Origin of the sequence: Acidaminobacter sp. JC074 (assembly GCF_022496765.1) — a bacterium.
Taxonomy (GTDB): domain Bacteria; phylum Bacillota; class Clostridia; order Peptostreptococcales; family Acidaminobacteraceae; genus JABXKX01.
Map to the genome: position 1 here is coordinate 1 of NZ_VANV01000041.1, position 19,764 is coordinate 19,764.

At 34.8% G+C, this 19,764-nt stretch carries 22 protein-coding genes; 10 read left to right on the plus strand and 12 right to left on the minus strand.

Annotated features, from left to right (window positions below):
• Positions 1-150: 150 nt before the first annotated feature.
• Together EZV73_RS27250 and EZV73_RS27255 are read right to left on the minus strand one after the other, a co-directional pair.
• Entirely contained in the window at positions 151-684 is a 534-nt protein-coding gene (locus EZV73_RS27250; protein WP_240843743.1) for a hypothetical protein, read from the minus strand.
• A gap of 13 nt (positions 685-697) precedes the next feature.
• The gene (locus EZV73_RS27255) at positions 698-1,642 is read right to left on the minus strand and encodes a hypothetical protein (protein ID WP_240843744.1); all 945 of its coding nucleotides are present in this window, start codon (positions 1,640-1,642) and stop codon (positions 698-700) included.
• Positions 1,643-1,855: 213 nt separating this feature from the next.
• On the opposite strand from EZV73_RS27255, the gene EZV73_RS27260 reads away from it, so the two are divergent.
• Positions 1,856-3,136: a helix-turn-helix transcriptional regulator gene (locus EZV73_RS27260; protein ID WP_240843745.1), complete on the plus strand. Its 1,281-nt coding sequence runs from the start codon at positions 1,856-1,858 to the stop codon at positions 3,134-3,136.
• Positions 3,137-3,301 (plus strand): hypothetical protein, encoded by a 165-nt coding sequence (locus tag EZV73_RS27265; RefSeq protein ID WP_240843746.1) that lies wholly within the window; start codon positions 3,137-3,139, stop codon positions 3,299-3,301.
• Between the two features lie 106 nt (positions 3,302-3,407).
• On the opposite strand, the gene EZV73_RS27270 is transcribed toward EZV73_RS27265, so the two are convergent.
• From EZV73_RS27270 to EZV73_RS27285, 4 genes are all read right to left on the minus strand, one after another.
• Positions 3,408-4,715 (minus strand): dicarboxylate/amino acid:cation symporter, encoded by a 1,308-nt coding sequence (locus EZV73_RS27270; RefSeq protein WP_240843747.1) that lies wholly within the window; start codon positions 4,713-4,715, stop codon positions 3,408-3,410.
• 103 nt (positions 4,716-4,818) lie between these two features.
• A complete protein-coding gene (locus tag EZV73_RS27275; RefSeq protein ID WP_240843748.1) occupies positions 4,819-5,628 on the minus strand; it encodes a 3-keto-5-aminohexanoate cleavage protein in 810 nt (269 codons plus the stop codon).
• A complete protein-coding gene (locus EZV73_RS27280; RefSeq protein WP_240843749.1) occupies positions 5,571-6,977 on the minus strand; it encodes an aspartate aminotransferase family protein in 1,407 nt (468 codons plus the stop codon). The genes EZV73_RS27275 and EZV73_RS27280 overlap by 58 nt, the downstream gene beginning before the upstream one ends.
• 113 nt (positions 6,978-7,090) lie before the next feature.
• Positions 7,091-7,417 carry a DUF3870 domain-containing protein gene (locus tag EZV73_RS27285; protein ID WP_240843750.1) on the minus strand — a complete coding sequence of 109 codons (327 nt, stop codon included), beginning with the start codon at positions 7,415-7,417 and terminating at the stop codon, positions 7,091-7,093.
• A 105-nt stretch (positions 7,418-7,522) separates the two neighbouring features.
• Here EZV73_RS27285 and EZV73_RS27290 point away from each other — a divergent pair, with 105 nt between their 5' ends.
• Together EZV73_RS27290 and EZV73_RS28950 are read left to right on the plus strand one after the other, a co-directional pair.
• Complete coding sequence (locus EZV73_RS27290; protein ID WP_240843751.1) at positions 7,523-8,821, plus strand: ATP-binding protein; 1,299 nt, start codon at positions 7,523-7,525, stop codon at positions 8,819-8,821.
• Positions 8,814-9,677, plus strand: a complete 864-nt coding sequence (locus EZV73_RS28950; RefSeq protein ID WP_240843752.1) for a DNA-binding domain-containing protein — start codon at positions 8,814-8,816, stop codon at positions 9,675-9,677. Before EZV73_RS27290 ends, EZV73_RS28950 begins: the two co-directional genes overlap by 8 nt.
• 33 nt (positions 9,678-9,710) lie before the next feature.
• Here EZV73_RS28950 and EZV73_RS27300 read toward each other — a convergent pair whose 3' ends face one another.
• On the minus strand, positions 9,711-10,877 hold the full coding sequence (locus tag EZV73_RS27300) for a hypothetical protein (RefSeq protein ID WP_240843753.1): 1,167 nt from the start codon (positions 10,875-10,877) through the stop codon (positions 9,711-9,713).
• A gap of 327 nt (positions 10,878-11,204) precedes the next feature.
• Here EZV73_RS27300 and hpt point away from each other — a divergent pair, with 327 nt between their 5' ends.
• Together hpt and EZV73_RS27310 are read left to right on the plus strand one after the other, a co-directional pair.
• A complete protein-coding gene (gene hpt / locus EZV73_RS27305; protein WP_240843754.1) occupies positions 11,205-11,741 on the plus strand; it encodes a hypoxanthine phosphoribosyltransferase in 537 nt (178 codons plus the stop codon).
• 2 nt (positions 11,742-11,743) lie between these two features.
• A complete protein-coding gene (locus EZV73_RS27310) occupies positions 11,744-12,025 on the plus strand; it encodes a putative quinol monooxygenase (RefSeq protein ID WP_240843755.1) in 282 nt (93 codons plus the stop codon).
• A 42-nt stretch (positions 12,026-12,067) separates the two neighbouring features.
• Here the strand turns inward: EZV73_RS27310 and EZV73_RS27315 are convergent, their stop codons facing one another.
• Entirely contained in the window at positions 12,068-12,826 is a 759-nt protein-coding gene (locus EZV73_RS27315; protein WP_240843756.1) for a nucleotidyltransferase domain-containing protein, read from the minus strand.
• A gap of 301 nt (positions 12,827-13,127) precedes the next feature.
• Between EZV73_RS27315 and EZV73_RS27320 the strand changes: the two genes are divergently transcribed.
• Positions 13,128-13,385 carry a type II toxin-antitoxin system Phd/YefM family antitoxin gene (locus EZV73_RS27320; protein WP_240843757.1) on the plus strand — a complete coding sequence of 86 codons (258 nt, stop codon included), beginning with the start codon at positions 13,128-13,130 and terminating at the stop codon, positions 13,383-13,385.
• Positions 13,378-13,680 carry a type II toxin-antitoxin system RelE/ParE family toxin gene (locus tag EZV73_RS27325; RefSeq protein WP_240843758.1) on the plus strand — a complete coding sequence of 101 codons (303 nt, stop codon included), beginning with the start codon at positions 13,378-13,380 and terminating at the stop codon, positions 13,678-13,680. Before EZV73_RS27320 ends, EZV73_RS27325 begins: the two co-directional genes overlap by 8 nt.
• Before the next feature lie 349 nt (positions 13,681-14,029).
• On the opposite strand, the gene dapD is transcribed toward EZV73_RS27325, so the two are convergent.
• The 4 genes from dapD to EZV73_RS27345 are packed head-to-tail and all read right to left on the minus strand — an operon-like array spanning position 14,030 to position 17,331.
• Positions 14,030-14,737 (minus strand): 2,3,4,5-tetrahydropyridine-2,6-dicarboxylate N-acetyltransferase, encoded by a 708-nt coding sequence (gene dapD / locus EZV73_RS27330; RefSeq protein ID WP_240843759.1) that lies wholly within the window; start codon positions 14,735-14,737, stop codon positions 14,030-14,032.
• The gene (gene dapB, locus EZV73_RS27335; RefSeq protein WP_240843760.1) at positions 14,734-15,444 is read right to left on the minus strand and encodes a 4-hydroxy-tetrahydrodipicolinate reductase; all 711 of its coding nucleotides are present in this window, start codon (positions 15,442-15,444) and stop codon (positions 14,734-14,736) included. The genes dapD and dapB overlap by 4 nt, the downstream gene beginning before the upstream one ends.
• Complete coding sequence (gene dapA / locus EZV73_RS27340) at positions 15,437-16,330, minus strand: 4-hydroxy-tetrahydrodipicolinate synthase (protein ID WP_240843761.1); 894 nt, start codon at positions 16,328-16,330, stop codon at positions 15,437-15,439. Before dapA ends, dapB begins: the two co-directional genes overlap by 8 nt.
• Before the next feature lie 8 nt (positions 16,331-16,338).
• On the minus strand, positions 16,339-17,331 hold the full coding sequence (locus EZV73_RS27345) for an aspartate-semialdehyde dehydrogenase (RefSeq protein WP_240843762.1): 993 nt from the start codon (positions 17,329-17,331) through the stop codon (positions 16,339-16,341).
• Positions 17,332-17,499: 168 nt separating this feature from the next.
• On the opposite strand from EZV73_RS27345, the gene EZV73_RS27350 reads away from it, so the two are divergent.
• A complete protein-coding gene (locus EZV73_RS27350) occupies positions 17,500-18,669 on the plus strand; it encodes a M20 family metallopeptidase (RefSeq protein ID WP_240843763.1) in 1,170 nt (389 codons plus the stop codon).
• A gap of 11 nt (positions 18,670-18,680) precedes the next feature.
• Positions 18,681-19,739, plus strand: coding sequence for a type II CAAX endopeptidase family protein (locus EZV73_RS27355; protein ID WP_240843764.1), 1,059 nt, complete (start codon positions 18,681-18,683; stop codon positions 19,737-19,739).
• Positions 19,740-19,764: the final 25 nt, after the last annotated feature.

Here is a 19,764-nt window from a genome sequence, read left to right on the forward strand (position 1 = left end):
TTGATTTTCTGTTTCTTTGTTTTCTTGACGCCATTACTTCATTTACCATCCTTTGTGTCCTTTCTAGATTGTAGCACACAAAGTCAATAAAAATAAGTGTGCTATCAGATCCTTAGTTCTGATTTACACACTTTATTTTACACTCCCTTTTTATTCATCTATAAACTTTGATGTGATATCGTTTCCTTGCTCATCATAAAAAGTATAAAATTGTTCTAATTCTACATGAGCTGTTATTCGATCTTTAATTTCCTTAATAATAATATAATAATCATCTTGTAATTGGAAATTAAAGCTATTACTGAGTGTTGGTTCGTTTAATCTATAATACTCTAAATTAAGTTGCTCTGCATTTTTCTTTATACCTACTATAAGTAAGTAGTATTTTTTGTTTATTCTAGTCAATGTACCTTTGAAAAGGTTTTTAAATTGATTACTACTCTGAACAAGATTATGTTTTCCCAACATATTTTCTTTGTAAATTGAAAATCCAAGATTGTTTTGACTATTTCTAAAAAAGACAGTTAATAGATTGTCATATTCTCTATAGTTTAATATTTCTTTGTCAACTCCTATAAGTTCTTGGACATATGTTTTGGTTATTATGTTTCTATGTGGGGAGTTGTTATATATAATAATCACTATAAACAATAGAGTTACTGTAATTATGAGTATTTTCTTCATCAAATCTCCTTACTTAGTAATATAAACCTGGAACTGATAATTCGATTGGCCAAGAATAAGAATCGTTGGTCACTTCCATAGAAGGAACTCCACCAGATATTGAAAATTTTGGACTTCCTGCAAACCTAGTCCATGTGTGTATATATGTTGCATTAACACATGTTTTTTTGCCTTCGCTTTGTGAGTATTTTCTTTCTAATCTAGCTTCAGCAAAACAGTTTTTAATACCCGATCCAGATAATGTACCATTTTTACGTTCGTTGAAGCTCCATATGTAACCGCGATCTGCATGTGATTCTTCTCTTGAACCTGAGATAGAGGTACCATCATAATATTTACCATAGAAATTCTTACTTTTCGCTGTAAATGCTTCATCGTATCCACCCCATGACAAAGATATAAAGTCTCTTTTGTTATGCGGATAAACTTCTCCCCCGACGATTGCATTGTACTCGTTTGGCCAATCGGTGTGAGCTTGAACTACATATGATCCATCACTAAGTTCGTAAACACCAAGGTAAAAGTCACATGCTCCTCGTTCCTCAGAATCGGGCGTTAGAAATCCTTTAGATAATGTTGAAGTTAGAGGTAAAGCTCTGTAACTTTCAGTAATCTTGTATTGGATTACTTCATTCTTATTCATTAGCCTGCTTGTAATTAAGTTATTTTTTTCATCATATTTGTTGTAATAATAGACCCTTTTTTTGGCTACTACTACTGGTTTAGAAAAATTTTCTACTATGTTATTTTTTGCGCTTAGAATATTCGCGTCTAAGTTGAGATTTTCATTAGGTTCTTTGTAGTTAAAAATGTTTAGATTAGCCGCATCTTCACCGTAAAAGTATTCTGTTTCACTGTAGTATTCATCAGAGTTGTTTTCTTCTGCAAATACTGTTGTAAGTGATTGTGTGAAGATTAATACAAAAACAAGAGTAATTGTTAAAAGTTTCTTTTTCATTTTTCCTCCATTCGATTTTAATTATATCCTATTGAGAAACGTTTCTAAAGTCATAATACTCCTAAAAACAAAAAAAAGTAAATAAAATTTTAATATTAAAATTATTATGTAAATATTAAGAAAAAATCTTGTATATTATTTTACTCTTTGCTATTATTGATTTATTCTCATCATCTTATCTTTATGTTAAAATATTTGAGAGAGGAGTGTATTATGGATCAAGGTATGATGATAAGAAAGGCTAGAAAACAACTTAAGTTATCTTTAAAGGACTTTTCTGAAGATAATCTTTCTTATAGCTTGTTGAGTACAATTGAAAAAGGAAAAACGACTTTAACAAGGCAAAAGGCCTTGATGTTATATAAGAAATTTATATATTTTTCATGGGAAAAAAAAGTGTTTCCAGAAGCTGATTTTGAAGATTTGTTAACGGATAATCAGGAATATTTGTTGTTAAAGAAGGCACATGAACTATGTTTCACTTTAGACCAGTCTTCAGATAAGATTTGTTTAGAAGCTGCAAAAGACAATATCTATGCTGCAAGAGAGATAGAATTAAGTTTGCTATCGTATTATATAATCAAGTACACTTCTGATGCTATAGAGGATTCTTATTACAAACAGAAGTTAAATTATTATTATGAGTCTTTAGATTATTTGAAGAAAACTATAAATAGTAGAAATATATTTGAGTATCAAGCTACATTATCATTATGTGTGGATTTGGCATACAGATGCGAACGTGTACAGGGACTTATTGATAAATATGAAGAGCTGATTGCTATTACAGAAAACTTATCTCTGAAAGTACATCCTAATGTATATTACAACATATCTTTGTTCTATAAGAGAATTAGAAATTTCGAGTTATCTTTAAAGTATTTAGAATTGTATAAGGGGAGTTTGTCTTATCTAAGCCTACGAGAACATGCTGAAATAAAGTTGATTGAAGCATCTTTATTATCTGAAACTGGGCACTTAGATAAAGCAATTATGACTTTAGATAGACTTAGTAATGATGTTCATGATCAAGGACTAGAGAGTCTAGAGCTCCTTTCCTATGTGAATTACCTTAATAAGGTTTATGTAAGTTATGCTTTTCGAGATATTGATTTAATAAGGTCTAAGATATGTAAAGCGGAAAGTTTGATTGAGAATAAGCACTATGAAGAGAAGAAGTTTGACATGATTTGTTCCAATATATCACATGGATTAATTATGATAAATGAGCTGGAGAAAGCAGAATCGTATCTGAAACTCGCCTTGGAGAATTCAATGTCTACAAGAAATAGTTTGGTAATCATCGACGAATCATTAGATTTCTTAATTGACTTAGATAGGACAGTTTTTTTATTTGATATATTACATGATATAAAGGTTAACGAACTTGATATGTATCTGTCGAACAAATACTATAAGATAATAATTAGATTACTTTCTAGCTATGAGGAAAAAAAATACCCTAAGAGGTTAAAGGAGCTAATGGAGGTTTAAATGAAAAAAGTAGTTAAAAAGTTATTTTCAATTATGTGTTTATCGCTAATTATTGTAGGTCAATCTATGGTGTTTTGTGAAGATGTTGACCCACCAATCAAAACTATTCCAAATTCTGAATGTACATATTATAAAGTTGTTATTGAGGAATTATTAGATAAGTAAAGAGAGGTCCTTTAGTTGATAAGGAAAATTATAATCCTTTTTAAAAGAAAAACTATAAAAAATCAGGACATGATGTCCTGATTTTTTTATTAAAGGTATATTGGGATTATGCTGCAGCTTCGTTATCCTTAACGTCACTGTCTTCATAATAAACTTTTTCATTAAATTCGCCTTCACCTTTAGCAACGATAACTGTACAACATGCATCACCTGTGATGTTGATAGCTGTTCTTAACATATCTAAGATTCTATCAATACCGATGATAATAGCGATACCTTCTACTGGTAAACCAACTTGAACAAGTACCATTGATAACATGAGTAGACCAACACCTGGAACGCCTGCAGTACCGATAGAAGCTAATGTGGCTGTTACGATAACTGTTACGAAGTCCATTAAACCTAAGTCAATACCGAATAACTGAGCGATAAATACTGTTGCAACACCTTGCATGATTGCTGTACCATCCATGTTGATGGTTGCACCAAGAGGTAAACAGAATGAGGCAATTTTTGGTGAAACACCTAATCTCTTTTCAGCAGTTTCAATTGTTACAGGTAATGTAGCAGAAGAAGATGCTGTAGAGAATGCAACTGTCATAGCTGGGTAGAAGTTCTTAAAGAACTGGATAGGGCTTAGTTTTGTAAACATGTATAAGATACCTTGGTAAGTAAATACAGCATGAATTAATAAAGCGCCTACTACACATAGCATGTACATGATCAGTTTAGGCATCATAGCCCAACCTAGAGTAGCCATTGTTTTAGCGATTAATGCAAATACACCAATAGGTGCAACTAACATAATCATTTCAACTAACTTAAGAACTAATACGTTAGCTTCTTCGAATAAAGCTGTGATCTTAGCAGTTCTGTCACCTAAGATTGTTAAGGCAGAACCCGTTAATAAAGCAAATACGATGATTTGTAACATGTTACCTGATGCCATAGCAGCAATAGGGTTTCTTGGAACCATGTCTACAAATACAGAAGCGATGCTTGGTGCTTCTTTAGGTGTATACTCTAAACCTTCTAAGCTGATAGCTGTACCAACACCTGGTTGAACAACTGTAGCGATTAAGATAGCGATTGAAATAGCGATTGCTGTTGTAACTAAGTAGAAACCAACTGTCTTACCACCGATTCTACCTAATTTCTTGATATCACCAATTGATGCAGCACCTAATGTTAATGAAACAAATACTAAAGGTACAATCATCATTCTGATAGCATTAACGAAAATACCACCAATTAATTCAAATACAAAACCGATAAAGAAGTTGTCAATAATACCTGCAATTGAACTTGTTTCGCCTGCCTGACCTTTAACGACATACATTAAAAGACCAGTAATAATACCGAGTATCAGACCAATAAATATCTTGGTCGATAGACCCATTTTCTTTTCCTTCATAAAGCCCCCCCTTATAAATTGTTATGATTTCTTAATAAGTATAAAAGGGGGTCTATTAAATCCTACAAAATGTAACAAAATTCTATTTAATTTTCTGAAAATTCTACAAACTTAATATTTCTCTAGCTTGATCTGGATTGGCGATTGGTCTCTTGACAGCTCGAGCAATTTCTATGACCTGTTTAACCAGTTCTGTGTTGCTGGCATGATCTTGGTCCATCTTTAACACATCTTCTAAACCGGTTCTGACATGTCCGCCTAATAGAATAGCCATGGTAAGCATTTGAATTTGAGATTTACCAATACCTGAAACCGTAAAAGTAGAATTTTGTGGTAGTGATTCTACTAGAAACATCAAGTTTCTTGGCGTGCCAGCCATAGAACCTGGTACATTCATAACCAAGTTAAAATGAAGATTTGGCTTTATAATACCTTTTTTAACTAGATAGTTGGCATTTTTAATCATAGCTGTATCAAATACTTCTATCTCTGGCTTGATGTTATTTTGAAGCATTTTAGATGCCAGAGCTTCTATAAGCTCAGGACTGTTACCATTAATAGAGGTTGGAAAATTAGATGACCCTGTTGAAAGAGAAGCCATTTCACAGTTTAAGTCGAGCATCTGACTTCTATAATCTATTGTGTTCTTACCACCTCTGGCACCAGTAGAAAGCTGGGTGATGATATTAGTACCGCTCTTTTTAAGTTTGTCTAAGAGGTCCTTATAAATCAGTCTGTCGCTTGTCGGTTGTTCATTTTCGTCTCTAATATGTAGGTGGGCAATGCTGGCGCCAAGGGCTTCACATGCCAAAACGTCTTTTACAATTTCCTCATTGGTAATTGGTGCATTGGGGTTTAAAGCCTTTGTCGGTACATTGCCTGTTGGTGCGACGGTGATAATGAGCTTATCCATAATTTTTCCTTTCTTAATGATTCTTGAGTTGTAAGTAAAGCTTTTTCTAGTTTTTTATATAGTTCAAGGACCTGGTCCTCTGTAATAATCAGTGGTGGTGCAATTAATATATGGTCACCTTCTGTATGACCGTAGGTACCAGAGCCTGGATAAACGACAAGGCCCTCTTTTAAGCAATTTTCAGTTACCCGTTGTTTTAAGTTGATGTCTCTTTTAAATGGCAGTTTGTTTTCTTTGTCGCATACAAATTCTATGCCAATCATGAGTCCGAGGCCTCTAATATCACCTACAAAATCTAGCTTGTATAGATTTTGTAATAGGTCTAGTAACTGCCTGCCTCTTTCTTTTGAGTTTTCAACCAAACCGTTTTGTACTATATCTATGACTTTAGATGCCACGGCACAAGAAAGGGGATGACCACCGTAAGTATGACCATGTTTAAAGGCACCTGAACCTTCTGTCATAATTGTGTTAAAGATTTTGTCTGACGCAACTACCGCTCCAATTGGGGCATAGCCAGCACTCATACCCTTGGCAATGCATAAAAGGTCTGGTTCCACATTAAAATGCTCACAGGCAAACATCTTACCAGTACGACCAAAGCCTGTCATAACCTCATCCATAATAAAGATGATGTCATGTTCATCACATAGTTCTCTTACCATTTCAAAGTAAACTGGGTGAGGGTAAACACCTGGTGCAGCTGATCCAACAACTGGTTCTGAAATAAAGGCAGCAATATTTTCAGCACCTTGGAACTGGATTTCGCTTTCTAAAGCTAAAGCTGCTTGCAAGCTTGTATGGTACCAATCTGTAGACCATTGATTTCTATACTGATAAAACTGAGGAATCTTAGGGAAGTTAATCAGCATTTGGTCATATACTTGTCTTCTCTCAGTAATCCCTGTCATGGAAAGTGCGCCTAAGGTATTGCCGTGGAAAGAATGTCTTTTAGAGATAACCTTCCACTTTTGAGAGTGAGGATTCTTTTCATAATGATACTGTCTTGCCATTTTAATAGCGGCTTCTGTGGATTCGGAGCCTCCTGAGACAAAGTAGACATGATTCAAAGATTCAGGTGTTAGGTCTGCAATTTTCCGTGCGCATGCTTCGATAGGATCACAAGTGAATCTCGATAGGTGTGTATAAGCAATGGTTTCGATTTGTTCTTTTGCAAGCTCAGCTACCTCGTGATTGCCATGACCGATGTTGGCAACTGCAGAACCAGAACAGCCGTCGATGTAGGTATTACCTTTTTCATCATAGAGATAGATGCCTTGACCTTTGACGATCTTAGGATAAGACCATTTGTTTGATCGATAGAATACATGATTTTTTGGTGCTTCCATAATTTCCTCCAAATAAAATAAACCCAGCACAAAAAACTTGTTTAAACAAGTTATGTACTGGGTTTTAATACGTGATATATAAATGGGTTACATTTATACGACGATTAAAGCAGTTAATTGTTATTCCACTGAATGTATCTTTCATAAGCGTTGTTAACAGCAACACAAACGGCTTTTTGACTAAAGCCATGATAGCGGTCAGCAATCTTATCCAATAGCATGTCAATGGGTTGATTGTGTAGGTTAAAACCTACAATGATCTCTTTTAGAAATTGCTTGGCTTCATCTGTTAACAGGGTGCAAGAGGTATCTTCTATAACACCTGTGTGTCTGTTGATGATCAATCCGACCCCAACAGTCTCAAGCATTTTGCCTGCAGGTATGTTATGAGATAACTTTGCATAAGCGATAAAGTAAACAGTTTCTGGTGAGTATATCAAACTTATCACCTCACTTTAATTGCATTATAATCGCCGTGTTACAAAAATGGAATACTTTTTTTGAAAAAAAATAAATTTAATTGTAGAATAGATATGAGGTGTTAAATGAAGAAGAACAGGAATCATCTGGTTTTATTGGTCGTACTGGCAACAACCATCTTGGGACAACTATATATGAAGCCCTTTGGGACTGACTTTAGAGTATCGTTAGGCATCATTGCCTTATCGGTACTTCTATTAAGGTTTAACAAAATACCAATCGTTTTAACCTGTACACTTACAGGCTTGTCTATATTTGTTTTTAGAATGGTTTTAGATGTTGTACCTCAGACCCACTCCTTAGTGGATTTGTTAATTGCACATTATCCTTCTGTCGTATTTTATTTATTCTTTGGCTTGTTCTTTAAACTTTTAAATGCAAGAGAAGTTGTATCCAAACCCGTTGTATGTTTGGTGATTATAGCCTTATCAGATGTTGGTGCTAATACTATTGAGTTAATTGTAAGAGGAGAGTTTAGGGTTGTTTCACCTGAGCTATTATCCATAAGTATTGTGCTTACAGGCATCATCAGGGCAACTATTTCTTATTTATTGTATTTATCAGAAAAAGTATATTACTTGATTATCATCAACAAGGAACAAAGAGAGAAATATAAAGAGTTTGTCATGATGCGTGCGAATATTAAAAGTGAAATTTTCTTTATGCAAAAGTCGATGGACGACATTGAACAGTCTATGAAAGAAAGTTTTGCCTTATATAGAAAGCTTAATCAACCAGATTTACACTTAGATCAACCAGATATTATAGATATGAGAAATAGAATCCTCGGTATTTCAAAAGGGATCCATGAGGTAAAAAAAGACTATGCCAGAATCATCGCAGGCATAGGAAATGTCATTCCAGACCAAGGGTTTTCAAAGTATAAGGACTCCGATGAAGTTTTTGAAATCCTACAGGATGTAACAGATAAATACATTGCTAAAACAGGCAAGAAAATCGTATTTGAGTTAGACAATGAAGAAACATTTCCAATATTTTATTACTCACCACTCTTAAGTGTTTTAAATAACTTAATTGTCAACGCAATAGACGCTATCAGGGATGAAGGATGGGTGAGAGTATCTGTGGAAATGGATGATGATATGATTGATTTTTATGTGACAGATAACGGTACGGGCATTAAGGAAAAACATCTAGGTGCCATATTTACACCTGGTTTTTCTACTAAGTTTGATAAGGCCACAGGCAAGATGTCTACAGGGATTGGTCTTACTCATGTCAAGCAAATTGTAGAAAGGTCTTTAGATGGTCAAATAGATGTTGAGTCAATAGCGGGTAACTATACTCAATTTCATATACGTGTAGCAAAGAAAGTCTTATGTGACGGAGGAAATAGTGAATAAAGAAAGATTCTTAATTATAGATGATGACATAGGTATTTGTCAGATGTTAGAAAATATCATAGAAGATAATGATCTAGGAGAGGTCATTGATACCATTCAAGATGGTAAGTACGGCCTAGACATGATTCCAAAGTTTAGACCGGACATCGTTTTTATTGACTTACTTTTACCTGAAGTTGATGGTATTGAGATTGTAAAGTCTATTCGTGATAAGTACAAAGACATTGATTTTATTATGATCAGCCAAGTCAGTGATTCTGAAATGATCTCAGAAGCTTATGAATCTGGTATTGGTTTTTACATCAACAAGCCTATCAACGTCATTGAAGTTGTTTCTGTAACCAAAAGAGTGATCAACTCTCAAAGAAATAGAAGGATGATTGCAGAAATTGGACAGACCCTTTCAAAAAACAAATCTGCTGGTCAAGCTGAAGTGGAAAAAGGCTACTTAGACGAAGTGAATGTCATCTTTGCAGAACTGGGTATTCTTTCTGAAAAGGGCAGTCAAGATATCATTGAAATCATTAATAAAGTCATTTTAGATCAAAAAGATGTGCAGATGACCAAGATGTATAAGTACTTAAGTCAAATGTATGTTAAGAATGGCGTGAAGAGATCGTCATCTTATAAAGCCATAGAGCAAAGAGTTAGGAGAACGATTCAAACAGCCCTTGTTAATGTAGCCCATCTTGGTTTAGAAGATTTTTCTAACTACAGATTTGAGCGATATGCTTCCACATTATTTGGTTTTACAGAAGTTCGAAAAGCCATGGACAATATAAGAAAAAATGAATCAGTTAAAGTCACCATCAACATCAAGCAATTTATAACAGGACTGGTGTCATTAATTAAGTAGAATAACTAAAAAAACGACCTTTGAGGTCGTTTTTTATATAAAGTTAGATACAATTACATATAGGTAGTGAGCTGAAATACCAGCTACCAGACCACCAATGGTATGTGATAGGATAGCCTTGTTTACAAGTTGTCTTACATTAAGTGCATCCATCATACCAACGTGTGTACTTAAGTAACCGCTCCAGCACATGCCCATTGCAGTGAAAACTGCGATTTCATTTGCACCAATTAAGCCACTTGCTAAGAACTTAGGTACCAATGACATTGCGGCACCTACAGCACCTAATGATGTGATTGGAAAAGCAATAGCTTCAGGAGACTTAAAACCGAATAAAGGCTCTAGAATCGGTGAAATGTAACCACCGAGTTTAGGTAGCAATTCAACGCCTTCGAATGCTGTTCCTTTAAATACAGCCACACCATCAACGGTTTCAGCTGGACCGAATGTTAACATCATAACGATTGTACAGATGATAAGTACACCAGGTATAATTGAAAGACCTAAGTCTACACCGTTTTTACCACCCTCAAGCATGGCTTCTAAAGCACGTTCAAGTGCATTACCATCTCTGATTTCTCTTGTATTTGTAAATGAGTCCTCGTTTGACATATTGTTGATGTCTTCTTTGGTGACGCCATAATATTTTTTAGTAAAGTGTAACATGATTCTTACACTGACAATAGAACCGATAACAGCACCCATAACACCTAAAAATGCTGGTAAAGCAAAATTTGGTCCTTGTGTAGACATGAAAACTGTTAGGATAAGACCCATACCAAAGGCAGTACCTAAGTTACAAAGGGCTGGTGTCTGATAGTTCTTAAAGTATTTAGAGAATCCTTTGTCTTTTGCCAATGAAATAATGGCTGGATTATCTGATAAGAAAGTTGTTATTGCACCGATTGATGCTGCACCAGGTAAACCATAGATAGGTTTCATAATTGGTGAAATAATCTTGTTGATTAAAGCGACAACACCAAATTCAGATAATAATGCTGAAAATGCACCGGCAATAACAGCGATAGCCATAATTAGAAATACAGTGTCTAATAGTAAAGCATGTGAAGTTTCCATAATTGTTGAAAACATTTTATCTAGTCCCATTACTGAAGCAACATAGCCAAATCCAAGACCAAATATAATTAAGAATGCAAAAGTTTCCTTTGAAACTGCTTTTTTAGTTCTTAATGATGACATCGTTTTCCTCCTCTTGTTATCAATGTTTGCTTAAGTTTACACCAAAAAAATACTCCTAAACAAGCGATATTTTTACAAAAATAAGAGTCGAAACTGCTTGAAAAGCTTAAATTTTCTGATAATTTACATGTCTGGAGATATAAAAAGTCAAAAATGAGTGAAAAATTGGAAAAAGTCCGTTAATTTTGACTGATTTCTTATTTTTCTCTTTATTTTAATTGTAAGGTTTTCATATAGAAATATGAAAAATAAGTGTGTTAAGATACAATTATATAATTTAAAACGCACATACTTGGGTATGTAGTTATAAAAAATGTGGAGGAAAGAATGAACGTAGAAGATAGAAGACGAGAAGTGGTACTTACAAAAGAAGATATCGCTAAGAGAGTTAAAGAATTAGGTGCTGAGTTATCTAAAGATTACGAGGGGAAAAATTTACTGGCTATTTCATTATTAAAAGGCAGCTTTATTTTTACAGCGGATTTAGTTAGAGAAATGTCAGTACCAGTTCACATTGAATTTATGATTACTTCAAGTTATGGTCATGGAGAGGAATCAACTGGTGAGTTAAAGATTGTTAAGGACATTGATGTAGAAGACTTGTCTTCATTTGATGTTTTAGTAGTAGATGATATCGTTGATTCTGGTATTACAATGTATGAGACAATTAAGTTGTTAAAGGCTAGAAACCCTAAATCAATCAAATCGTGTACACTTTTAGACAAGCCATCTAGAAGAGTAGCAGACATTACACCTGATTACTGCGGTTTTTCAATCGCTGATAAGTTTATTGTTGGTTATGGTCTAAACTATAAAGATCATTATAGAAATATCGATCATATCTTTGCATTTGTAGAGGACTAATTATGGTTAAAGTTGTCGCTGAAAAATATATTGATGAGAATAAGCTTGAGGCTTTTATGGCCTTAGCAGGAGAAATGATTGAGTTGACTCGAAAAGAAGATGGATGTCTTGAGTACAACATCTTTCAGGATGAAAATGATCCTCGTCACTTTTCTTACATTGAATCATGGGAGACGCGTGAGCATTTAGAAAAACATTTTGAAAGTGAACATTTCAAAAGACTAGTACCTAAGCTTGGAGATTTATCTGAAGCTGGTCCAGTTGTTATTTATAAAGAAGTTTAAAATTTGCCTAAGGGCAAATTTTTTTTAGCCGTCATTAGACGGCTAATATAAGGTGGATAAGTCTTTTTTTAGTTTGTCATAAAGATTAAGTAGAAGGTAAGAAGACGCTTTCAACTCTTCTATATTGGATACTTTCATAGCCTTTTCTATTAATAGATAGTCTTCTTCAGGATAATCCCTATAGATGTATCTAGGGCCAAAATCAGCCTTTTCAGGTCGGTGTTTGATATTTAAAAGGACAATTAGGTAACGGGTTAAGAACGCGTAATAAACTGGGAATGCTTCTGAAAACATCTTCCTGTGTAATGCTTTCTTGAGTTCAAGTATGATCAAGAAATCTGCTTGGATTGTTTTGTTAAATAGTGACTGACAGACTTGATGAACTTTCTCAGCAGGCCTATCGGTATTATCGAGCTTATATTTTTCAAGCCATATATCTGCTTGACCGTGTCTGTTTGCTTCTATGTATTTGTCTTCTTGCTCTTCGCTCATAACAACAAAATCTACATAAAAGAACTCTGGTGTATTTTTCGTCTTAAAAAAAACCTGTGAAAAGCCATGATGGGTCGGTTCTTCTAAACGATACATATTTTCTTGACCAAAGGTCTCTCTTAAGAAGGCGATCAAGTCTCTTAAGACATTTTCTTTGTCTGGATCTTTACAGACCATGCATAAATCTAAATCAGAGAGTTCATCATCAAAACCAGTGGCAATAGAGCCACCTTCCCAAGCGGCACTTATCTTCTGATGACTGACAACAAAAGCTTTGATTTTTTCAACTGCTTCAATTCGTGTATACATATAATTTTCTCCCCTAATATAAACTTATAAAGAATGTGAACAATAATATTCTTGAAATGATTCATTTGAAGAATGTAAATCAATTAGTCCAGCTCCATGTATATTGAATATCTCATGTGAAAATTATCATAATATTGCTTATATATATTTTATTTTATCATATAAATCTGTTTGACGAATAATAAGGTACATAACTGAAAGTTATCTTCTGAGATGTAGGGCATACTTATATCTTATGAGCGACTATTGAATAGAGTTTTGTACATAATTATGTTATAATAAAGTACAAGGGAGGTGTGGTATGCCTAAGATTAAGCCAATAACAGAACTAAGAAACACAACTGAAATTTCGGAAATTTGTCATTCTGATTTAGAACCAGTTTTTATTACTAAAAACGGCTACGCAGATATGGTTGTTATGAGTATGGAGACATATGATCAACTACTAGAGATGAACAAAGTAGATAACGCTATTATTGAATCAGAGAATGATGGTAATGATGTGTTAATAGATGCAAGAGATGCTGTTGATTCACTTAGGAGGAAGCATTTTGGATAGATATAAAGTAATGTTAAAGCAGAAAGCTTTGGATGATATTGATTCGATTTATGAATACATTGCTTTAGGGTTACAAAATACTGACGCCGCTTTAAAACTTGTTGATGATTTAGAGGCTGCAATCTTTTCATTAGAGAATCTGCCATATCGTGGAACTGAAAGAAAGATAGGAATGTTTGCTTATAAGGGGTATCGACAGTTGTTCATAAATAATTTTACTATTATTTATCGTGTAAATCAGAAGGATAAACAAGTTGTAATAGTTCATGTGATTTACTCAAAAAGAGATCTATAGATTAATAAACATTGTTCGTCAAATTAGATGCCTTTCATTTAATGATAGGCATCTTTTATAGTTTTCTGAGATGTAGGGGAGAGGTGCAGCACAAAGAAAGTAATAATTATTGAACTGATTTGTTATAATAATATTGTTCAATGAGGGGACGAGTAATCTCGATTTAGATGACCCTACAACTTGAAAGATGTACGTGAGTATTAAACAATATGGATAACTTAAAAAGAAGTGAAGTAGGGAGATAAATCTAAAAATAAAGCAGTCATTCCATTTGAATGGCTGCTTTTAAGGTCCAGTGTTTATAATACATGATTTTCAAGAAAAAAAAGAGGAAATCCAAATGGATTTCCTAACCTCTTAAATCATCAAGTAACTCTGTTTTTTCATCTGTTTTCGCATCTCTTTGCTTAACAACCTTTGCAGGCGATCCTGCAACTACTGCACCTTCAGGTACGTCACTGGTAACAATGGCACCGGCTGCAACAACTGCGTTTTTACCGATTCTAACGCCTTCAAGCACCACTGCATTGGCACCGATTAAAACGCCATCTTCTACAATGACAGGCGTTGCACTAGGTGGTTCTAAAACACCTGCTAAAACAGCGCCAGCACCTACGTGTACATTTTTACCAACAGTTGTTCTCGCACCAAGCACAGCATTCATATCGATCATGGTGTTGTCATCAATGGAAGCACCTATATTGATGACTGCTCCCATCATAATAACACAGTTGTTACCTAGTGCTACCTTGTCTCTAATAAAAGAACCTGGTTCAATTCTACAATTCTGCTTCTTAAGATCCAGAAGGGGAATTGCTGAGTTTCTTCTGTCGTTTTCTAAAACATAATCTTCTATAATAGATTCATTTTTTTCGATAAAGTCTAGAATGTCATCACTTTCTCCGAATAGGGTCCAAGTATTACCTGCACCAAAGAATTTGATAGCCGATTCATCTTCCTGGATAGGCCCCTTGATGTAAGCCTTTACTGGTGTCGACTTAACAGTCTCTTTTATAAATTTTGCAATCTCGTATGGATTTGTTAAATCATAGTTCATGAAAGTTCTCCTTTTAATAAATCACTCATATTGTATAATCCCTTTGTTTTCTTAACCAGATATAGTGCAGCTTCAATAGCACCCTTGGCGAAAACCGCCTTTGAACTTGCCTGGTGTTTTAATTCGATGATTTCATCTATACCTGCAAAAAGGACTGTGTGTTCTCCTGTGATGGTACCGCCTCTGACGGCATGCATACCAATGGTATTGTCTTTTCTTTTAGCATCCGTTCCAACTCTGCCATGTTCTAGTGTCAGGTTCTGAATACTTTTGATGGCTTCTGCTATCATAAATGCTGTACCACTTGGAGCATCGACTTTCTTATTATGGTGTTTCTCAATAATTTCGATATCAAAACCCTTGAGACTTTTCGCACCTAATTTGGCAAGTTCTAATAAGACATTGATACCTAAAGACATGTTGCCCGATTTGAAAATGGGAAACTCTTTAGAATATTCAAGAATTTTTTCTTCTGTTTCAGAAGATAAACCTGTTGTACAAATAACAAGCGGCATTTGATTTTCTTTAGCAAAGTCTAAAAGGGGAACAATGACCGAATGATGTGAAAAGTCTATAATCACATCAAATGAAGCATCTATATTTGTAAGGTTATCTGTAGATGGATCAAAGTAGATTTTTTCACCGTCATAGTATTCATCTACCATTTTTCCCATAGCACCCATACCGTGGATCATTATTTTACACATTTGACCACTCCTTTAAAGTGTATCTTGACATGACTTCTTTTAGAATCTCAGTATCAGCATTGTTCATCTCACAAAGTGGTAGTCTTAAAGGACCGACTTCGTAACCTAAGATATTCATAGCCGTCTTAACTGGTATAGGATTTACATCAATAAAGAGTGTATTAATCAGTTCGTTCATTTGTAACTGTAAATTTCTAGATTCCTCAACCTTGCCTTCTAGGAAGAGACTGACAATATCATGGGTTTCTTTAGGCATGATATTAGCAACAACTGATATGACGCCTTTGCCGCCAAGTGAAAGTATCGGTACAATGATATCGTCATTGCCTGAATAGATATCAAAGTCTGGTACTTGTCTTGCGATTTCAGCAGCATAAGAGATGTTGCCGCTGGCTTCTTTTATGGCAACTATATTATCTAATTCTGAAAGTCTTTTAACAGTTTCAACTGAAAGACCACATCCTGTACGACTTGGGACATTATATAGGATGATTGGAATATCTACTGCATCAGCCATGGCTTTGAAATGTCTGTATAAACCTTCCTGAGAAGCCTTGTTATAATAAGGTGTCACACATAGTAGTGCATCAGCACCAACGCTTTCAGCATATTCCGATAAATGGACACCGTGATTTGTATCGTTGCTGCCTGTACCCGCTATAAGAGGTACTCTCTTGTTAACAACATCAACTGCAAATTTGATGAGAGCTCTATGCTCGATATCATCAAGGGTAGAAGCTTCACCTGTCGTACCACAAATAATGATAGAATCTGTGCCTTCTGTTATATGGAACTCAATAAGTTCTCTTACTCTTTCATAGTTGACTTCGTTGTTTTCTGTAAAAGGTGTGATAATGGCTACACCTGAGCCTGTAAAAATTGACATAATAACTCCTATCTAGTGATTAGGACCTCAGCAATTTGAACAGCGTTTGTTGCAGCACCTTTTCTAATATTGTCTGCTACAACCCAAATATTTAAACCGTTGTCTAAGCTAAAGTCTCTTCTGATTCTTCCTATATAAACATCATCTGTTCCTTTAGCAGTTGTTGCTAGTGGATATACATTGTTAGCTACATCATCTTGTAGGATGATGCCTTTGTAATCTCTGTACAATTCAAATACGTTTTCAATATCAAATGATCCATCGAGTTCTACGTTAATAGATTCACTGTGGCAATCGTATAATGGCACACGTACTGCAGTGGCAGTAATCTTTAGTGAATCATCTCCAAGTATTTTCTTGGTTTCATTGATCATTTTCATTTCTTCTTTTGTATAGCCATTGTCCATAAAGACATCAATGTGCGGCAAACAGTTGTTAGCAATAGGGTGTGGGTAGCAGTTTGTTTCTAAAGAACCTTTCAGTCCATTTTCTAAATCAGTAACCCCTTTTACACCAGAACCTGATACTGCTTGGTAAGTTGAAAACACAACTCTCTTGATGCCGTACTTTTCTTGTAATGGCTTTAAGGCAACCATAGCTTGAATTGTTGAACAGTTAGGATTTGCAATGATGTTTTTGTGTTCAAAAATAGCATGAGGGTTGACTTCTGGTACAACCAATGGCACATCTTTGTCCATTCTAAAATGTGATGAATTATCTACAACTATAACGCCTTTAGAAGCAGCAATAGGTGCAAATTTCTCACTTGTCGTACCACCCGCTGAAAATAGGGCGATATCGATATCACGATCAAACGAAGTTTCAGTCAATTCTTCTACAATAATATCTTCGCCCTTGCATTTGACTTTCGTACCAGCAGAGCGTTTGGAAGCGAAGCAATAGATTTTGTTATAAGGAAAATCTCTTTCCTCAAGTACTTTTAAGAATGTACGGCCAACCATACCAGTTGCGCCTACGACAGCAATGTTAACTTTTTTCATTTTGACCTCCATAGATATTATTTATATTCATTCATTATATGTTATAATCATAATAGAATATACATAGAATGAATAAATATTCATTTGCATTAATAATAAATTATATATATACTACCACTATATAAAGTGAGAGTCAATTATTTTTTTGAAAAAAAGGAGAAAGGGAAAATGGGTTTAAATCAAACTGTTCAGGCTTATCTGAATCAGGCAATACAATTGAGAAGAGATTTGCATAGAATTCCTGAAATTGGATATTCGGAAATGAAAACGAGTGAGTATATATGCAAGTTTTTAGATGAAAATGGCATTTCTTATGAAAAAAATATCGCTAAAACAGGAATTATAGCAAAAATTGAAGGAAATAAGATTGAAAATGGCAAAACAATTGCCTTTAGAGCGGATATGGATGCTTTAAGTTTAAGTGAGCAAAATGATATAGAGTTCAAATCAACGCATCAAGGTCGTATGCATGGCTGTGGTCATGATGGACATATGACCATGCTTTTACTATTAGCTAAGCATTTAATGGCTCATAAAAATGAACTGAATTCTGATGTGGTTTTAATTTTCCAACCAGCTGAAGAGGGACCGGGTGGTGCAAAGCCAATGATAGATACAGGATTTTTAGACAAGTATCAAATAGATGAAGTTTTCGGTATCCATTTACATCCTGATTTTAATACAGGTGTTATTGCCGTTAACAAAGGACCTGTTATGGCTATGACAGGCGAGTTTGATTTTGATATTTATACTAAGAGTGGTCATGGTGCGATGCCGCATACTGCCAATGATGCAACCATTGTTATGTCTCAAATGATCAGTCAATTCCAGTCGATCGTATCAAGAAATGTAAATCCAACAGAAGCTGGTGTTGTTACAGTTGGACGCATTGAAGCGGGTGAAAGAAGAAACATCATTGCTGAACATGTCAGACTTGAAGGAACAACAAGAGCATTCTCAGAAGAGGTTTATAACTTAATTCAAACTAGGATGCTTGAAGTTGCTAAAGGTTTAGAACTTTCATTTAATTGTAAGATTGAATCAGAAATTAGAACCATGTATCCACCGGTTGTCAATCATGCATCATCAGTAGATGCAATTAGAGAGGCGTGCAAGGACATGGAAGTGGTAGATTTTCCACCTCAAATGATTGCTGAAGATTTTTCCTTCTTTTTAAAGGAAAGAAAGGGTGCCTTTATTTTCTTAGGCATTAGAGATGAAGACAATGGTTTTGACAAACCCCTTCATAACTCAAAGTTTAATTTTGATGAAGAAGCACTTTTATATGGTCTGCAGTGTTATATCAATTTATTAAACCTATATGGCAGCAATATCTAGAAAGGACAGTCATGAACGAAACAAAAAAGCATTCTTTGTTAACAGCTAATCTATTGTTTATGATTCTTGCATTCCTATTTATAATAGGTAGCTTTGTAATGGCTTATTTAGAAGTAGGCTTTAGATGGTCTATTATCATCATTCAATATGTGATCATCTTTATACCGATTGTTCTGACCATGAAGATACAAGGTGTATCTATAAAGGAAAGGTTTAGATTTAATCCTATTAAATGGTCAACAGTTTTTAAAACAATCCTAATCACCCTAGCAGCTATTCCTATAGCTTATATGCTAAACTTGGTCATGAACATCATTTTGATGGAACTGGACTTGTTTCAAATACAGACCATGGATTTAGGTGAGACTTCTGGTGCGAATAACTTTTTTATCCTGACTTTCTTATTAGCATTGACACCAGGTCTTTGTGAAGAGTTCTTCTTTAGAGGTATGATGTTAAGTGCTTATAGGGAAAAAATGTCCCCGACTAAAGCTATTCTTATAACAGGCATTTTATTTGGTATCTTCCACTTTAACGTGCAGAACTTGTTACTACCGACTTTCTTAGGTATTATATTAGCCTGGTTGGTTTATACAACAAACTCTATATATCCGAGTATGATTGCACATGGTACCTTTAACTTCATCGGTAGTCTGTTGATGACCAGTAATCAGGAAACAGCAACACCTGAGGAGATGGACATGGCTTTAACTATGCTTGATGAAAGCGGTTTGCAGATACTATTTGTTTTCATCATTATGTCAGCATTTGCGGGCATCATACTCTTTGCCTTGATGTACTGGTTAAAATCTGATTATGTTTCCGCTGAAGCAGGAGACACCATTGTTCTTAAGGAAGTACCAATGGAGATTACCCATGTGGATTACAAAGGCATCAGGGTTATGCACCAAGACGAAGAAAAACGTATCAATATGAAGACGCTCAAGAAGCTTCCTTATAAGATAGAAAAAACATATGAAACCACACAGATATCACCATGGAACTACTGGCTAGTGAGTATGGTCATTGTCTTATATGTAGGTTTTACTATATTATCTTTTTCAGCCTAGACTTAGTCTAGGCTTTCTTAATACA

Bases quoted from the DNA above. Each gene is read 5' to 3' on its own strand.
- EZV73_RS27250 (WP_240843743.1), bottom strand. From the start codon at position 684: ATGAAGAAAATACTCATAATTACAGTAACTCTATTGTTTATAGTGATT.
- EZV73_RS27255 (WP_240843744.1), bottom strand. From the start codon at position 1,642: ATGAAAAAGAAACTTTTAACAATTACTCTTGTTTTTGTATTAATCTTC.
- EZV73_RS27260 (WP_240843745.1), top strand. From the start codon at position 1,856: ATGGATCAAGGTATGATGATAAGAAAGGCTAGAAAACAACTTAAGTTA.
- EZV73_RS27265 (WP_240843746.1), top strand. From the start codon at position 3,137: ATGAAAAAAGTAGTTAAAAAGTTATTTTCAATTATGTGTTTATCGCTA.
- EZV73_RS27270 (WP_240843747.1), bottom strand. From the start codon at position 4,715: ATGAAGGAAAAGAAAATGGGTCTATCGACCAAGATATTTATTGGTCTG.
- EZV73_RS27275 (WP_240843748.1), bottom strand. From the start codon at position 5,628: ATGGATAAGCTCATTATCACCGTCGCACCAACAGGCAATGTACCGACA.
- EZV73_RS27280 (WP_240843749.1), bottom strand. From the start codon at position 6,977: ATGGAAGCACCAAAAAATCATGTATTCTATCGATCAAACAAATGGTCT.
- EZV73_RS27290 (WP_240843751.1), top strand. From the start codon at position 7,523: ATGAAGAAGAACAGGAATCATCTGGTTTTATTGGTCGTACTGGCAACA.
- EZV73_RS27300 (WP_240843753.1), bottom strand. From the start codon at position 10,877: ATGTCATCATTAAGAACTAAAAAAGCAGTTTCAAAGGAAACTTTTGCA.
- hpt (WP_240843754.1), top strand. From the start codon at position 11,205: ATGAACGTAGAAGATAGAAGACGAGAAGTGGTACTTACAAAAGAAGAT.
- EZV73_RS27310 (WP_240843755.1), top strand. From the start codon at position 11,744: ATGGTTAAAGTTGTCGCTGAAAAATATATTGATGAGAATAAGCTTGAG.
- EZV73_RS27315 (WP_240843756.1), bottom strand. From the start codon at position 12,826: ATGTATACACGAATTGAAGCAGTTGAAAAAATCAAAGCTTTTGTTGTC.
- EZV73_RS27320 (WP_240843757.1), top strand. From the start codon at position 13,128: ATGCCTAAGATTAAGCCAATAACAGAACTAAGAAACACAACTGAAATT.
- dapD (WP_240843759.1), bottom strand. From the start codon at position 14,737: ATGAACTATGATTTAACAAATCCATACGAGATTGCAAAATTTATAAAA.
- dapB (WP_240843760.1), bottom strand. From the start codon at position 15,444: ATGTGTAAAATAATGATCCACGGTATGGGTGCTATGGGAAAAATGGTA.
- dapA (WP_240843761.1), bottom strand. From the start codon at position 16,330: ATGTCAATTTTTACAGGCTCAGGTGTAGCCATTATCACACCTTTTACA.
- EZV73_RS27345 (WP_240843762.1), bottom strand. From the start codon at position 17,331: ATGAAAAAAGTTAACATTGCTGTCGTAGGCGCAACTGGTATGGTTGGC.
- EZV73_RS27350 (WP_240843763.1), top strand. From the start codon at position 17,500: ATGGGTTTAAATCAAACTGTTCAGGCTTATCTGAATCAGGCAATACAA.
- EZV73_RS27355 (WP_240843764.1), top strand. From the start codon at position 18,681: ATGAACGAAACAAAAAAGCATTCTTTGTTAACAGCTAATCTATTGTTT.